The sequence below is a fragment of the Segatella copri genome (assembly GCF_949820605.1).
GTDB lineage: Bacteria > Bacteroidota > Bacteroidia > Bacteroidales > Bacteroidaceae > Prevotella.
The window spans coordinates 327,436-343,575 of record NZ_CATKVU010000007.1 but is presented as its reverse complement, the minus strand read 5'-3'; the positions used below and the strand labels follow the sequence as shown (position 1 = coordinate 343,575).

At 46.1% G+C, this 16,140-nt stretch carries 10 protein-coding genes; 5 read left to right on the top strand and 5 right to left on the bottom strand.

What is annotated here, in order from left to right; translation table 11 throughout:
* The first annotated feature begins 83 nt into the window (after positions 1-83).
* The 4 genes from dnaK (at position 84) to RCO84_RS15950 (ending at position 4,387) form a co-directional block, all read left to right on the top strand.
* Positions 84-1,988, top strand: a complete 1,905-nt coding sequence (gene dnaK / locus RCO84_RS15965; protein WP_117586402.1) for a molecular chaperone DnaK — start codon at positions 84-86, stop codon at positions 1,986-1,988.
* A 200-nt stretch (positions 1,989-2,188) separates the two neighbouring features.
* Positions 2,189-3,043 (top strand): HAD family hydrolase, encoded by an 855-nt coding sequence (locus tag RCO84_RS15960; RefSeq protein ID WP_118154840.1) that lies wholly within the window; start codon positions 2,189-2,191, stop codon positions 3,041-3,043.
* 154 nt (positions 3,044-3,197) lie between these two features.
* On the top strand, positions 3,198-3,560 hold the full coding sequence (locus tag RCO84_RS15955; protein ID WP_144151262.1) for a hypothetical protein: 363 nt from the start codon (positions 3,198-3,200) through the stop codon (positions 3,558-3,560).
* Positions 3,561-3,640: 80 nt separating this feature from the next.
* Entirely contained in the window at positions 3,641-4,387 is a 747-nt protein-coding gene (locus RCO84_RS15950; protein WP_373690167.1) for a peptidylprolyl isomerase, read from the top strand.
* Positions 4,388-4,595: 208 nt separating this feature from the next.
* Here the strand turns inward: RCO84_RS15950 and RCO84_RS15945 are convergent, their stop codons facing one another.
* From RCO84_RS15945 to RCO84_RS15925, 5 genes are all read right to left on the bottom strand, one after another.
* Positions 4,596-5,492, bottom strand: coding sequence for a DMT family transporter (locus tag RCO84_RS15945; RefSeq protein WP_317585663.1), 897 nt, complete (start codon positions 5,490-5,492; stop codon positions 4,596-4,598).
* 192 nt (positions 5,493-5,684) lie between these two features.
* Complete coding sequence (locus tag RCO84_RS15940) at positions 5,685-6,836, bottom strand: family 16 glycosylhydrolase (RefSeq protein ID WP_144151258.1); 1,152 nt, start codon at positions 6,834-6,836, stop codon at positions 5,685-5,687.
* Between the two features lie 93 nt (positions 6,837-6,929).
* Positions 6,930-8,306 (bottom strand): hypothetical protein, encoded by a 1,377-nt coding sequence (locus RCO84_RS15935; RefSeq protein ID WP_144151257.1) that lies wholly within the window; start codon positions 8,304-8,306, stop codon positions 6,930-6,932.
* Between the two features lie 18 nt (positions 8,307-8,324).
* Complete coding sequence (locus RCO84_RS15930) at positions 8,325-9,851, bottom strand: RagB/SusD family nutrient uptake outer membrane protein (protein ID WP_144151255.1); 1,527 nt, start codon at positions 9,849-9,851, stop codon at positions 8,325-8,327.
* Between the two features lie 28 nt (positions 9,852-9,879).
* Positions 9,880-13,140 (bottom strand): SusC/RagA family TonB-linked outer membrane protein, encoded by a 3,261-nt coding sequence (locus tag RCO84_RS15925; RefSeq protein WP_317585661.1) that lies wholly within the window; start codon positions 13,138-13,140, stop codon positions 9,880-9,882.
* A 550-nt stretch (positions 13,141-13,690) separates the two neighbouring features.
* Between RCO84_RS15925 and RCO84_RS15920 the strand changes: the two genes are divergently transcribed.
* A complete protein-coding gene (locus RCO84_RS15920; protein WP_317585660.1) occupies positions 13,691-15,955 on the top strand; it encodes a glycoside hydrolase family 3 C-terminal domain-containing protein in 2,265 nt (754 codons plus the stop codon).
* Positions 15,956-16,140: the final 185 nt, after the last annotated feature.

Sequence of the window (16,140 nt, the reverse complement as noted above, 5' to 3'; positions counted from 1 at the left end):
TATCTTCGGCAGACTTCCATTAGCTAGCAGTTCATGAGATAAATAACATATTAATAACGATAAAAATAAAAAAAGATATAATTATGGGAAAAGTAATTGGAATTGACTTGGGTACCACAAACAGTTGTGTTGCCGTTTTCGAAGGTAGCGAACCAGTTGTAATCGCTAACAGTGAAGGTAAGCGTACTACTCCATCAGTAGTAGGTTTCGTTAAGGATGGTGACCGCAAGGTAGGTGATCCTGCTAAGCGTCAGGCCATCACAAACCCTAAGAACACAGTATATTCTATCAAGCGTTTCATGGGTGAGACATACGCTCAGAGCCAGAAAGAGGCTGAGGCAATGCCTTACACAGTAGTAAACGAGGGTGGTTATCCACGTGTTGAAATCGAGGGTCGTAAATATACTCCACAGGAGATTTCTGCAATGGTTCTCCAGAAGATGAAGAAGACTGCAGAGGATTATCTCGGACAGGAGGTTACAGATGCTGTCATCACAGTTCCTGCTTACTTCTCTGACTCACAGCGTCAGGCTACAAAGGAGGCTGGTCAGATTGCAGGTTTGAACGTTCAGCGTATCGTAAATGAGCCTACAGCCGCAGCTTTGGCTTACGGTGTAGACAAGGCTAACAAGGATATGAAGATTGCCGTATTCGACTTGGGTGGTGGTACATTCGATATCTCTATCCTGGAGTTCGGTGGCGGCGTATTCGAGGTACTTTCTACCAATGGTGATACTCACCTGGGTGGTGATGACTTCGACCAGGTAATCATCAACTGGTTGGCTGATGGCTTCAAGGCTGAAGAAGGCGTAGATCTCCGCAAGGACCCTATGGCTATGCAGCGTTTAAAGGAGGCAGCTGAGAAGGCTAAGATTGAGTTGTCAAGCTCTACATCTACCGAAATCAACTTGCCATACATCACAGCCGTTGACGGTATGCCAAAGCACTTGGTTAAGACTTTGACCCGTGCACAGTTCGAGCAGTTGGCTCACAACCTGATTCAGGCTTGCTTGGTACCTTGCCAGAATGCCGTTCGTGACGCTAAGCTCTCTACATCAGATATCGACGAGGTTATCCTGGTTGGTGGTTCTAGCCGTATCCCAGCCGTTCAGACCTTGGTTAAGAACTACTTCGGCAAGGAGCCTTCTAAGGGTGTTAACCCAGATGAGGTTGTTGCAGTAGGTGCAGCTATCCAGGGTGCCATCCTGAACAAGGAAGAAGGTGTTGGTGACATCGTATTGCTCGACGTTACTCCATTGACTCTCGGTATCGAGACTATGGGTGGTGTGATGACTAAGCTCATCGATGCCAATACAACTATCCCTTGCAAGAAGAGCGAGGTATTCTCTACAGCAGCTGATAACCAGACAGAGGTTACCATCCACGTATTGCAGGGTGAGCGTCCAATGGCAGCTCAGAACAAGAGTATCGGCCAGTTCAACCTGACAGGTATCGCTCCAGCTCGCCGTGGTGTTCCTCAGATTGAGGTTACCTTCGATATCGATGCCAACGGTATCTTGAACGTATCAGCTAAGGATAAGGCTACCGGTAAGGAGCAGAGCATCCGCATCGAGGCTTCATCTGGCTTGAGCGAGGACGAGATCAACCGCATGAAGGCTGAGGCAGAGCAGAACGCTGCTGCTGATAAGGCTGAGCGCGAGAAGATTGACAAGATGAACCAGGCTGACAGCATGATCTTCACCACCGAGAACTTCCTGAAGGATAACGGTGATAAGATTCCAGCTGACAAGAAGCCAGGTATCGAGCAGGCATTGCAGCAGTTGAAGGATGCTCACAAGGCTGGTGATGCTGCAGCTATCGATTCAGCTATCAACAACTTGAACACCGTAATGCAGGCTGCTTCTCAGCAGATGTATCAGGGCGGCCAGCAGGCAGGTCCTCAGGGGGCTCAGGGCGGTCAGCAGGCACAGGGCGGCAATGACGGCGCTCAGGACGTACAAGACGCTGACTTCGAAGAGGTTAAGTAATACAGATTAATATTATAATAAAGGCGTACAATGCTCAGAAATGAGTTTTGTACGCCTTTTTTGTTTCATTATGATTTTTTATATCCCAATAGTTTGCTAATTCGCTGAAAATTATGTATATTTGCAAATTAAGGGAGAAAGAACATCGCCCGAAATAGATAGATAGTTTAGGGTAAATATAAAAGAAAGGAGAACGGGATATGACAAAGAAGAGACCACAGGTAGCGCTGGTTTATGATTTCGACGGCACACTGTCGCCTGGTAACATGCAGGAGTTTGGATTCATACAGGCTACAGGCAAGACAAAAGACGAGTTCTGGGAGAAAAACAGAAAGTTTGCAGAGGGTAAGGATGCCAACGGCATTTTGACCTATATGTATCTGATGCTCGACGAAGCCAAGAAGAACAATATCTCGCTCACCCGGGAATCTTTTCAGAAATTCGGCAAGGATGTAGAACTGTTCCGCGGCGTAAAACAATGGTTTTCGCTCGTGAATGAATATGGCAACAGTATCGGACTGGACGTAAAGCACTACATCAACTCCTCGGGACTGAAGGAGATGATAGAGGGCACACCTATCGCCCACGAATTTGAGAACATCTACGCCTGCTCCTTTCTCTACAACAAGGAGGGAATCGCCTATTGGCCAGCCGTAGCCGTAGACTATACTACCAAAACGCAATTCCTCTTCAAAATCAACAAAGGTATCAAACAGGTGAGCGACAACAGAAGAGTGAACCAGTATATCCCCGACGAGAAGCGACCTATCCCTTTCCCCCGAATGATATACTTCGGAGATGGAGAAACCGATGTGCCTTGCATGAAGATGGTAAAGGAACATGGCGGCCACTCGATTGCTGTATATGATAACGAGGATAAACAGAAGACTGCCTGCCAGCTTGTCAAGGAGGGACGGGTAAACTTCATGTGCTCAGCCAACTACAGCAAAGGAAGCGTGATGAATATCATCGTAAAGAGAATATTGGATAAAATCAAAGCCGACTTTGAATTCGACCGCCTGATAGAACTGAACCAGAAGAAGGCATGGAAATGATTTAAAGGTAAAAGGGTAAAAAAGTAAAAAGGTAAAAGGGCAAGAAAGTAAAGGGAGAAAGGGATTCTTTTGTGAATTCCTTGAAACTTTTCTTGGTTTTATCGAGGATTATGCTTAATTTTGCACGCAAAAATAATAATATCAAATCATATTAATGGGAAGAAACAAATACTCAGCAGGAGAAATCAAGGAAATCGGCAAGTTGCTGCGCCTCAAGAACGCAGGCAACCGTTTACAACAGAAAATGATACGCCACGACCTTCGCGTGGATTATGAATTCAATATCTCTGACTTCAATGAGCCTGGCAAGGCTTTCGGCGAAGAAGAACTGCAGGATGCCATCAAGCGTGGCGCCATCCAGATTCTCGACGATGCCACCATCGAGGCAATGAAGGCAAAACGTGCCCGAGATAAGGCTCGCGATGAGGCAGAGAAACAGAAGGAAGCCGTAGCCAGCGGTGAACAGACCGACTGGCAGGAGGCTATGAAGGAGTGGAATGAGTATTACGAAAAGTAAAAAGGTAAAAAAGTAAAAAGGTAAAAACATACTGATTACGACATATACCGATTAATAAAATATACTGATTATAAATTATTATGGCTAAAGTATTGATAAAGACATCAGAGGGCGACATCAAGGTACGCCTCTACGACGAGACACCTCAGCATCGTGACAACTTCTTGAAGTTGGCAAAGGAGGGATATTTCGATGGCACTCTCTTCCACCGTGTCATCAAGGATTTTATGATTCAAGGCGGCGATCCAGACAGCAAAGGCGCTTCTAAAGGCAAGATGCTGGGCACAGGTGGTCCTGACTATACCATCCCTGCCGAATTCGTTTATCCACAGCTCTTCCACAAGCGTGGTGCCTTGAGCGCAGCCCGTCTTGGCGACGAGGTAAACCCAGAACGCGAGAGCAGCGGAAGCCAGTTTTATATCGTTTGGGGTAAGACCTACAAGCAGAATGAACTGAAGCAGATGGAGAAGCAGATGGGCATGCAGATGGAGCAGAACATCTTCAACCAGCTTGCCAAGGAGCATCATGATGAGATTATGAACTTCCGCCGCAACCGCGACCGTGAAGGCCTGATGAAACTCCAGGACGAACTGGTGGATGAAACCAAGAAACGCTGCAAGGAGCAGGGTTATCCTAAGTTTACCGAGGAGCAGCAGAAGGCTTACACCGAAGTAGGCGGAACTCCTTTCCTCGATAACCAATACACCGTTTTCGGTGAAGTGGAGGAAGGACTTGACGTGGTAGAAAAGATTCAGAACTGCGAAACATTGCGTGGCGATCGCCCAAAAGAGGATGTTTCTATGCAGGTTTCAGTCATCGAGGAATAAGAAATCTCCATAACGCTCCGCCGGACGGTAAATCCGGCGGAACGCCTAATAAAAACCTGAATAAATATTATATAAGTAATAACAACTATTCATTCGTATTACACAAAAAGACAAATCAATATGGAAAAAATGAAAAGCAAAATGGTAAAGAGCATCATGATGCTCTTAGCATTGGCTAGTTCTAACTACAGCTATGCTTCGTCATTTTTTATTCCGCCTTCGTCTTTCTATCCGCGATATACATACCTGCCAGAATGCAGCAGGCACCTGCCAGGAAGTAAGGAGTAATCTTTTCGTCTAATACCAGAGAGGCGAAAATCATAGTGGTGATAGGGTTGAAATAAACCCAGTTGGTAGCTTTCACGGCACCCAACTTAGAGATACACCAGTTCCAGGTAAGGAAACATATCATGGAGGCCAAACAGCCCAGGAACAAGAGATTACCCACCACCTGAGGCTTCATAAACACATCCCATGCCGGCCACCCAGGGATAATAAGATAATAAGGCAAGATGGTAAGCACACCGTAGAAGAATACCTTGCGGGTGATAAAAGCAGCGCCATAATCGCCCGATACCGATTTCATCAGGAGCGAATAGACTGCCCAGCACATACATGCCGTAAACGCCAAGGCATCGCCTACAGGCGACAGATGCAGCACGAATCTGCCATTCAGCACCACGATAATCATACCTACAAAAGCAAGCAGAGAGCCCAACAGCTGTATCATGTTGATACGCGAAGAATGGCGATAAACCAGACGAACCAGCAAGGTAGCAAAGAGCGGACAGGAGCATACGATGAGCGAAGTATTGGTCGTTGTGGTATAATTCATCGCCTCGTTCTCGCTCAGGAAATAGAGCGAACCGCCGGTTATACCCAGCATAGCCAGCTTAAACTCATCCTTCCAGCTGTCAGCAAACATCTTCTTATGATTCACCATCAGCATCAGGATGTATGCAATACTGAAACGGAGCGTAAAGATCTGTGCTGGTGAAAGCCCGTTCAGCATCAGTACCTTGGTAGATACAAAGGTGGTTCCCCAGATGGCTACAGTGATAAAAGCCACAAGATGATATAATAAATTACTATTATTCTGTTTCATTCTATTTTCCTGATTTTTGAAATTCAACTGCAAAATTATAACTTTTATTCGAAATGAGCAAATTGTAAGCAAGAAAAGCAGAAAAAGACAATAAAAAGAGCGAAATTAGAACAAAAGAAAAAGTCTTAGGAGTAAGTGCAGATACTACTTCTCCTAAGATCTTATTATTTATATAGTTAAAAAAATCAAGCCTTATTTTTTCTGGAATACTCTCACATAATCCACTTCCATCTGAACTGGGAGGGCGCTTTCGTCAACACCCTTCATGCCGCCCCAGTCACCGCCCCAAGCCAGGTTGAGGATAACATAGAATGGTTTATTGAAAGGCCACGAACCCACATCATTTTTACCGTCGTTGTTGAAATTGAGCAGTTCCTTACCATCCACGTAGGTCTTGATATAATCAGGAGTCCACTCCAGGCGATAAACGTGGAAACCGTCTTCAGCACCCGCAGTTTGGCGTTCCTTAGTAATCTGGGTTCCCATCACGTGATTAAACTTCTCAGTATGGAGCGACGAAGAAGTATAGTTAGGATTAACGCCAACCTCTTCCATAATATCAATCTCGCCACATTTAGGCCAAGGATTTGCTCCGAAATCATTGTTGCAAGGCATCATCCAGAAAGCAGGCCATGTGCCCTTACCCTTAGGCAATTTGATGCGCGCTTCGAAGATACCGTAAAGCCAGCCCTGGGTTTCGTGAGCATATACGCGACCCGAATATATCTTGTCGTCGCTGCCCTTGAAACAGTTGATGTAAAGCCGGTTATCTGCAATTTCTGTTACGCGTTTGCCATCAGCAGAGCCATTCACATAATTCTGAAGTTCATGATTCACCCAGCCCGACTTCTGCACCTCATGACGCCAGTCGGTACTATTCAACTCTGAGCCTTCATTAAACTCATCATTCCAAACCAGTTCGTAACCTTCCGGAATCACCATTTCGCCCCCTTCAATAGGAGTAACCTGTTTTCCAGCCTGATGCACTGGCACCGATACCTTCTTATCCTCTAATGAAATCTCGACACTTCCGTCAAGAGCTACAGACGATTTATTCTCTTCCACATCTACAGTTACCATACCCATAGCTTTGTTATTACCGCTGGCACTCACTTTAAACCAAGGGTATACATTTGCCGTAGGACCTTCTCCAGGGAAGGATGCTCTCGCTTCCCAGCCTCCTTCAGAAGCCACAACCATGATTTTATAAGTACCGCCCTTAGCCGGAACATCGATGCTCGTAGGAGAGCAGGATATCGTCACCTCTCCATCGCCGTCAGAAGAGCTGCTGCAAGAAAGCAGCATAAGCGAGAGAAGGAAGGAAAATATTTTCAAGAATTTCATGTCATTTAAAATTTAGAAAGGGAGCCACTCCTACTTACTTATTTATAGGAGCAGCTCCTGTATAATTCTATATAAACCTATAAAACCTAAAGCCTATTTCACAATCAAAACGATATCGCTGACAGTTATTTCTGCATCAACAGGCGCGCCAGCGAAGTCCATAACAAGCTTCACTTTCTCCATATCACCTGCCTTACTACCTTGGATAGTCGCATCGTCATAACGAACCACATATTCACCATTAACGTTCTGATACATATCAGCAAACAAATAGCTGTCATCATTACCTGTGTCACACAACTTAAATGTTGCTAAAGGCAACTTAGCTGTAGTAGTAACCTTGCAAGAGAAATCCACCTTCTGGCCCATCTTAATAGATATAGGAGCCTCTGTTAATGCCCACTGTGCATGCCATTGTTCAGCTGGAGTTTCAACTGGGATAACAATTGTATGCTTACTGCCCTTATGGGTGATAACCGGAGAACAATCTATAGCTCCCCAACCTGCATCGCCAAACCAATTGGTATTTACAAACGATTGAGCCTCATCCACAGCCTTCCAAAGATTTCCTGCTGTATTGTAATCGAAAGGCACCTTGATTTCCTCTGGTACTTCCGTTCCGTCATCGTTGGCATGATCTTTCAATACCAGGCTCTCTATCATGATTTCATCGCCAGCTTTGTTGCCACCAAAATCGAAGACAATCTTCAAGTTTGAGATGTCCACACCGTCGAGGTCAGAGCCGAAGAGACATTTTGGTTCACCTGCCTCCAACTTTATGTCTTTATCCATCAAGATAGCATCATCATCGTCTGTTTGGCAGAGCTTAACCTTCACACCACCATGACCCAAGTTTGATGTCAAGATGACAGAGAAATCGTAGTGCTTGTCGGCAGAAGTAGAGATACCTAAGTTGGTGAAAGGAACCTGAGCTTGCCAACGTTCGGTAGTTGCCTCAGGGAGCTTCAATGTATAGCATCCCTTGCTGTAACTACAAACCGGGTCAGCAATTTGGCTCCATCCTGGAGCATAATAGCCAGCAGAAGGTTTTTCAGGGAAGGTAATTCTCTTGAAGAGATTAAACTCACTATCCTCTACGAAACCTGCGAAACCATTCATCTTTGTCTTTTCGACAGAAAACTGCTTCTGAACAGATTCCTTGCTGATACCATTACGGTTTTTCACGAAGCACTCCACATTATATGTTCCCTTCTTGCGATAGTACTTAGAGAGATTGAATTCTGAAGAATAAGCTCCATCTATTACCCAAACCGGTGTAACGCCACTGGCACCCTCGAAAGAGAACTTAGCGGTATTCGTTTCCTGATCAACAGCAACATTAAACTTGTCTGCATAATTGACAATATCAGGCAATTCGCCATTGGCACCAGAGAATTCTTCTGCTGAACATGCACCGAGCATCAGTCCACCGAGCAGTGCATAAGCCATATTTCGAAATATCTTTTTCATATTGTTGGATTCTTAACGTTAATAATTATTTTGTACCAAAGCAGGATCAGAGTCAAGCTCAGCCTGTGCGATAGGAATATACTTCTTGGATTCTGTCCAGGAGTTGGTGCGATAACCGTAGCTGTCTGGTACCAACACGGTAGCAGCCTTGCCTGTGCGAACGAGGTCGAAGTAACGCTTACCCTCACCTACAAACTCCAAGCGGCGCTCATTGATAACATCATCCAGAGTTACGGCTCCAAGCTCTGCGATTCCTGCACGGTTGCGAATCTTATTCACATAATCCTTAGCCTGATTAGCATCGCCACCTGTCTCCAACAAAAGCTCTGCAGCATTGAGGTAAGCCTCAGCCAAGCGATATACACGGAGATTGTTATTATAGTTAAGGTTATTATCGAAACCTGCGTCAGCATTGTTCTCTGTGAACGGACGATACTTGGCCAGCCAAAGACCAGTATCCTCATAACGTTTGGTATATTTCACGCCACGACAGTCCCATACAGTAGCATCACGGCGCTTGTCGTTGTCAGCAAACAGAGCATAGGTTTCGGTACGAACAGGTAGGAATCCCCAACCGTCACCGCCTTGGTTCCAACCATCGCCACCAGGCCAAGAGTTTGGAGAAATCAAGGTAGGCAATATTGTACCACCAATAGCCAATGGTGAATTCCAACCACGCTCGTTGTTACCATCCTCATAGTTTACTTCCCAGATGCTCTCCTTGCACCATTCGCCGCTCTCTTTCCAAATAGAGGCGTAATCGTCTACTATATCATAGTCACTCTTGTCGGCGATGAGCTCCTGCATATACTGGAGAGCCTTAGGATAGCGAGTCTTGTCATTCTGATACATCACCATCTCGGCATACATCATATAGCACATGGCCTGCGACATTCTTCCACAGTTGGCATCATCCCAACGCATTGGCAGGACCTTGGAGTCAATTACAGCCTCAAGCTCTACTATCAATTTGTCATATACTTCATCAGCCTTGAGCTGTGGGGCTGTGTAAGGAGCAGACAAGTTCTCCAGATAGAAAGGAATATTGCCGAAGTAGTGCCACAAGTTATTGTAGAAATATACACGGAGGGCTCTACCCTGCATCTCATAAGATGCCCTGTTGGCAGCAGTGAGATTAGCCTCTGCCCAGCCCAAATATTTCAAGAGGTCATTACAACGCTTGATGCCTGAGTAGTCCACTGTCCAAAGTGAGCTAAGGGTATTGCTGGCATTTGCCTCATAGTTGGCAAGCATGTGCCAGTGCTGTTGATCGGTTTTGTTAGAACCGCCTACCCAGAAGTTATCGCCCATTATCTCGGCATCGATATTGAGAGCATTATACTGTCCCAATCCCCAGTCTGGCCAGTGGATAGGATCGTAAGCCGCATTCAGAGCCTCATTGATATGGGCATCTGTGGTATAATATTCTTCGAGGTTTTCACCTGATGGGTTCTCCACCTCTAGGAAGCTGTCGCTGCAAGATGTGTTTGCCAGTGTCATACTGGTTGCCAACACTCCTAAAGCTATATATTTTATTGTCTTCATAATAGTCTTTATTTTAAAGGTTCTTATTTTAGAATGAAAGGTTTACGCCGATGGTGTAGGTGCGAGCCTGTGGATATACACCATAGTCTACACCGAGAGAAGTTCCACCTGATGAGATTTCAGGGTCGAAGCCCCAATACTTGGTCCAGGTAATCAGGTTCTCTGCCATCACGTAGAAACGCAAGTGACTGATAGACAACTTCTGTGTAAGCTGCTTTGGCAAGGTGTAACCCAAAGAGATGTTCTTCAATCTCAAGTAAGAGCCATCGCAAAGATAGAGGTCAGAAACCTGCCAATTGGTAGCATCGCCATTCTTCAGGATAGGATACTTATTGGAGGTACCCTCACCAGTCCATCTGCCGAGCATCCAAGTAGGGAAGTTGCCAGAGAACACATCTGTACGATAGGTAGCATCAAATACCTTATTACCTGTTACACCCTGCAAGAAGAGGTTGAGATCGAAACCCTTCCACTCAGCATTGAAGTTGAAACCGAAGGTCCATGAAGGTGTACCATTACCGATGTTGGTGCGGTCATCTGGATCGATTTTACCATCACCATTGACATCAACAAAGCGTACATCACCTGGCTTGGCATCTGGCATAATCAAATTTCCATCTGTATTGGTATAAGCATTAACCTCTGCCATATTCTGGAACACACCAGCTGTCTTATAACCATAGAAGTATGGGAAAGGCTGACCGTTAGATCCACGAGTGCCACCACCAGAGATACCCAGGAAGCCATCGAGGTCGATGTAACCTGTATCATTACCGAGGTTGGTCAACTCATTGTGCAGATAGGTAACATTAGCCTTGGCATTGAAGCGAGCATCAGAGATGTGCCACTTATAGCCGAGCTCAAACTCAAGACCTGAGTTCTTCATGTCACCCACGTTACCGATTGGCTTGGTCTCACCTACGTAGCTTGGGATAGGCATAGTAATCAACATACCGTTGGTCTTCTTTACATAATAGTCAGCTGAGAATGTCAGCGCACTGCCGAAGAAACCGAAGTCGAAACCGATATCAGTCTGCTCACTCTCCTCCCACTTCAAGTCTTCATTGGCTGTGGCATTCGCCTTAGAACCATTAAACTTGACTGCATTCTTTCCGAAGAGCACGTTGTTGCCCATAGCGGTCAATACGGTATAACGGAAGTCACCGATGTTATCATTACCATTCTTACCCCAGCTGGCACGGAACTTCAAGTTGCTCAACCAATCGCGAGTACTTTCCATGAATTTCTCGTTCATAATATTCCATCCGATAGAGGCAGATGGGAAGGTACCATATTTATGAGATGGTCCGAAACGGCTTGAACCATCTCGGCGGATTGTAGCCTGAAGCATGTACTTCTCATCATAGTTATAGCTCAATCGACCGAAGAGAGAAGATATAGCATGCACTACATTATTGCCACCTGATACATCATGTTCAATGGTTGGAGCACCTACAGAGATGATGTTACCTTTAGCATCCTTCACGATGGTCTGGCTATATTTACCAGTAGCATAGTCGATAGAAGGCTTGTTTACATTCACAAGATTCCAACGGCTGCCGTTCAGATAATCACTCTTATTCTTCATTGCACTCTGACCTAAGACAACAGCAAAACTATGCTTGCCAATAGTCTTATCGTATGTCAAAGTATTCTCCACCTGCCAGTTGATACCCTTGTCAGAACTCTTGTAAGCCTGGGTATGCTCAGCCTTGACGTTACCAGAGAGGTAATACTTGGATGCGGTGTAGCTATCTGAACCCCAGAAGCTGAGGTCTGCACTATAAGTGAAATGATACTTCAAGTTATCCCAGAGCTGGAGGTCGATAGAGAACTTAGGCACAAACTTATGTGACCAGTTCTTAGCTGCTGGGCGCGCCATCATGGCAAGAGGGTTGTTCATCTCCTGATAGGTACCTCCCATACCTGGGATGGTATAATAGTTGCCATTGGCATCACGAAGAAGCTCGTAAGTATCACGAGTACCTGTAATATTACCATCTGCATCGTATGTATTAGGATCCTCGTAGGTATTATAATACTTCTTCGCCACATTGCTATTGGTTACCGTAGGAGCCAATATTGGAGCAAGATAGAGGGCACTACCCAATACTGAGCCATTACTATTAGCATCGATACCTGTACTCTTTACACGGGTGTAAGCCATGTTGACGGTTACATCGAGCTTGTTGAGGAAGTTGCGATCCTTGCTGGCATCCAATACATTATAAATGTTGTTGCTACGCATAGAGAGACGCTCATAGTTGCTCTGTCCGTAGTTACCACCTACGATACCTTCCTGCTTGTAGTAGCCCATGGAGAGGTAGTAGTTGATCTTATCGGATGCACCACTGATGCTTACCTCATGGTTCTGTACAGGGGCATTGTCGTTGAATACCAAGTCCTGCCAATCAGTACCAAATCCATTGATAGGATTGCCATTAGAGTCAGTCAGTTTGTATGGATCAGCAAAGATAGGAGCCTGACCACCATTCACTGCACGCTCGTTCTGAAGGATGGCGTAGTCAGTGGCGCTTGTCACATCACGCTTCTTCCATGCGCTTTGCCAACCGTAAGAGAAGTTATAGTTGATCTGTGCCTTTCCTATCTTACCCTTCTTGGTGGTTACGAGAATTACACCGTTGGCAGCACGGGCACCATAGATAGCACCCGAAGCAGCATCCTTCAACACCTCGATACTCTCGATATCACTAGGGTTGAGATAGTCGAGACCACCCTCGATAGGCATGCCGTCTACGATGTAGAGAGGATCTGAATTGCTGATAGTACCTGTACCACGAATACGAACCTTAGGAGATGCACCAGGCTGACCTGAAGAAGAGGTTACGTTGACACCGGCAGCCAGACCCTTCAGTGCGTTATCAACACGCACTGGGCTCTTGCCAGCCAAATCTTCGGTGCTCACTTTAGCGATAGCTGCAGTTACCACGCTCTTCTTCTGAACACCGTAACCAACAACAACCACTTCGTCCAAAGCCTTGTCGTCTTGTTTCAGAGTAATCTTCATGTTGGCTGAAGGACGAATCTCTGCATCCTTGTAGCCAATGTAGGTGATAACCAAGGTCTGGTTAGCATCTGCATCGATGACAAAGTTACCATCAAGGTCGGTAATTGCACCGGCACCCTTGACGCCTTTAACCTGTACGGTGGCTCCGATAACGGGTTCACCCAGGTCATCCAACACGACACCCTTGAAGGTGTTTTTCTGTGCGAGCGCTGACGTCGACATCAATAATGCAGTCGCCAGCAATAGACTTTTTGTTTTCATATTCGATTATTAGTTTAGAAAAATATCTGTTTGTTAGTTCACTCTATTATAATAATGTTTAAGACTGTGCGGCTGTGCATTTCCTAAAATGCGTTAAGCCGTGTTTTCGTTTGCAAATATAATATGATTTTTTGATAATTCCTAGCGCCTTCAACAGATAAGTGGAACAGAAACTTTTCTAAAATAATCTATATTATTAATTTTCAGATACTTAGCAGTTTTTAACAACTGCATGAAAGTGGATGGATTAAAATAAAGAAAATGAGGCTGAAACATCCTTAAAAAGTTACATCAGCATATTTCAGTGTTCACACTCTGCCACTTTTCATTCGCACCACAACACATTTATTTTCCTAACTATCAGCGGTTTACAAAAGTTCTATTTTTACGTTCATCCACTTTTCACTTATCACACATCATTTTTTCATTATTTATTTAGTAATTTTGCAGATGAATGAGCATATACGCCTAAACGCACAAAAAAAACGTGAGAGGCGGTGTGCAAAACAAACAACTGCAAGAAATAAACAAACCATAATAAATATTACTTATGAAACAGTTCATTTTATCATGTGTCCTGTCGGTTGCAGCCATCGCTCCATCTCAGGCACAGCAGACTACCAGACGATTGCCAGTCTATCTCGACCAGACCAAGCCGGTAGAGCAGCGCATCGATGATGCCATCTCCCGCATGACGCTGGCAGAGAAGATACGCATCATCCATGCTCAGAGCAAGTTTTCATCAGCCGGTGTACCACGCTTGGGATTCCCTGACTTCTGGACGGATGACGGACCTCACGGAGTGCGTCCTGACGTATTGTGGGATGAGTGGGAACAGGCTGGTCAGACCAACGACTCCTGTGTAGCCTTCCCTGCCCTCACCTGTCTTGCCGCATCATGGAATCCGCAGATGAGCCGCATCTATGGCGAAGCATTGGGCGAAGAAGCCCTGTATCGCGGCAAGGACATGATTCTGGGCCCTGGCGTCAATATCTATCGCACGCCTCTCAACGGTCGTAACTTCGAGTATATGGGCGAAGATCCGTTCCTGGCAAGCATCATGGTTGTGCCGTATATCCAGGGATTGCAGTCTAAGGGCGTATCAGCCTGCGTAAAGCACTATTGCCTGAACAACGACGAGGAATACCGCCATCAGGTCAACGTAATCGTCAGCGACCGTGCCCTCCACGAAATCTATCTCCCTGCTTTCAAGGCGGCTGTTGAGAAGGGCAAGACATGGGGCATCATGGGAGCCTACAACCTATATAAGAATGAGCACAACTGCCACAACCAGTGGACCCTGAACAAGATTCTGAAGGGCGACTGGAAGTATGATGGTGTCGTGGTGAGCGACTGGGGCGGTGCCCACGACCTGGAGCAGTCTGTAAAGAACGGGCTGGATATGGAGTTCGGCACCTGGACAGACGGTCTTACGATGGGCGCTACCAATGCCTACGACAACTATTATCTCTCCATGCCTTACATGAAGGCCATACAGGAAGGCAAGTTCACCCAGAAGGAGCTGGACGATAAGGTGCGCCGCGTATTGCGCCTCTTCTATCGCACCACGATGAATCCGAACCGCCCTCATGGTTTCCTCTGCTCAGAGAGCCATTATGCAGCAGCCAGACAGATTGCTGAGGAAGGCATCGTATTGCTCCAGAACAGGAACAATGTGCTCCCTATCAACACCCAGAAGGCTAAGCGCATACTGGTAGTAGGCGAGAATGCCATCAAGATGATGACCGTAGGCGGAGGCTCTTCTTCGCTCAAGGTACAGCGCGAGATTTCGCCTCTCGATGGTCTGAAGACACGCTTGGGGAAGGACGGCATCGAGGTAGATTATGCCCGCGGATATGTGGGCGATGTAACGGGCAACTACAATGGCGTTACAACCGGCCAGAACCTGGAAGACAAGCGCAGCGAGGCTGAACTGATAGCCGAAGCCGTAGAGAAAGCCAAGACTGCCGACTATGTCATCATGTTTGGTGGTCTGAACAAGAGCGACTTCCAGGACTGCGAGGGTCACGACCGCAAGCATTACGAATTGCCATACCATCAGGATAAGCTGATCGAGGCTTTGGCTAAGGCAAACAGAAACTTCGTTTATGTCAACATCTCGGGCAATGCGGTAGCTATGCCTTGGAAGGCTAAGGTAGCCGGCATCGTACAGGGCTGGTTCATCGGTTCGGAGAGCGGCGAAGCCCTTGCAAGCATCCTTACAGGCGATGCAAACCCTAGCGGCAAATTGCCGTTTACATGGGTCAACTCGCTGAAGGAAACAGGTGCTCATGCACTCAATACCTATCCGGGAACCTGGCGTCAGGAAGGTGGAGCCAGCACGAAGGGCAACATCATTGATGAGGAATATAAGGAAGGCATCTATGTAGGTTACCGCTGGACCGATAAGGAGCGTATCAAGCCTACCTTTGCATTCGGTCACGGCTTGAGCTACACCCAGTTTGCCATCTCTAATCTGCGCAGCGACAAGATACAGATGAAGCAGGACGGCACAATCACCTTTACCGTAAACGTAAAGAATACAGGTAAGCGTGCCGGAGCCGAGACGGTTCAGCTCTACATCCACGATGTCAAGGCATCGGTAGACCGCCCTCAGAAGGAGCTGAAGGGATTCCAGAAGGTTTATCTCCAGCCAGGTGAGAGCAAGGATATCAGCATCACCATCAGCAAAGAGGCCCTCAGTTTCTACGATGAGGCATCTTCATCCTGGAAGGCTGAAGCCGGAAAGTTTGAGGCTCTTGTTGGTAATGCAGCCGATAACCTGAAGCTCAAGAAAGCCTTCGAGCTCTTTTAAAAAGAATAATCAGATACTGAAAATTGAGCGGACGGAAGAAATCGACAAACTCGCAAAAAACTGGGATATATGAAATATCAATATCTTGGTTATCGGTAGTTAACCCACTTGGTGCTGTGTATTACAGCACCAAACTTTTATGCGATTTCTCTCGTTCCTCATCCGTCACAAGTTCGCAGAAACAG

Coding starts and splice junctions, on each gene's coding strand:
- RCO84_RS15950 (WP_373690167.1), top strand. CDS start 3,641: ATGGCTAAAGTATTGATAAAGACATCAGAGGGCGACATCAAGGTACGC.
- RCO84_RS15920 (WP_317585660.1), top strand. CDS start 13,691: ATGAAACAGTTCATTTTATCATGTGTCCTGTCGGTTGCAGCCATCGCT.
- RCO84_RS15955 (WP_144151262.1), top strand. CDS start 3,198: ATGGGAAGAAACAAATACTCAGCAGGAGAAATCAAGGAAATCGGCAAG.
- RCO84_RS15960 (WP_118154840.1), top strand. CDS start 2,189: ATGACAAAGAAGAGACCACAGGTAGCGCTGGTTTATGATTTCGACGGC.
- RCO84_RS15930 (WP_144151255.1), bottom strand. CDS start 9,851: ATGAAGACAATAAAATATATAGCTTTAGGAGTGTTGGCAACCAGTATG.
- RCO84_RS15925 (WP_317585661.1), bottom strand. CDS start 13,140: ATGAAAACAAAAAGTCTATTGCTGGCGACTGCATTATTGATGTCGACG.
- dnaK (WP_117586402.1), top strand. CDS start 84: ATGGGAAAAGTAATTGGAATTGACTTGGGTACCACAAACAGTTGTGTT.
- RCO84_RS15945 (WP_317585663.1), bottom strand. CDS start 5,492: ATGAAACAGAATAATAGTAATTTATTATATCATCTTGTGGCTTTTATC.
- RCO84_RS15935 (WP_144151257.1), bottom strand. CDS start 8,306: ATGAAAAAGATATTTCGAAATATGGCTTATGCACTGCTCGGTGGACTG.
- RCO84_RS15940 (WP_144151258.1), bottom strand. CDS start 6,836: ATGAAATTCTTGAAAATATTTTCCTTCCTTCTCTCGCTTATGCTGCTT.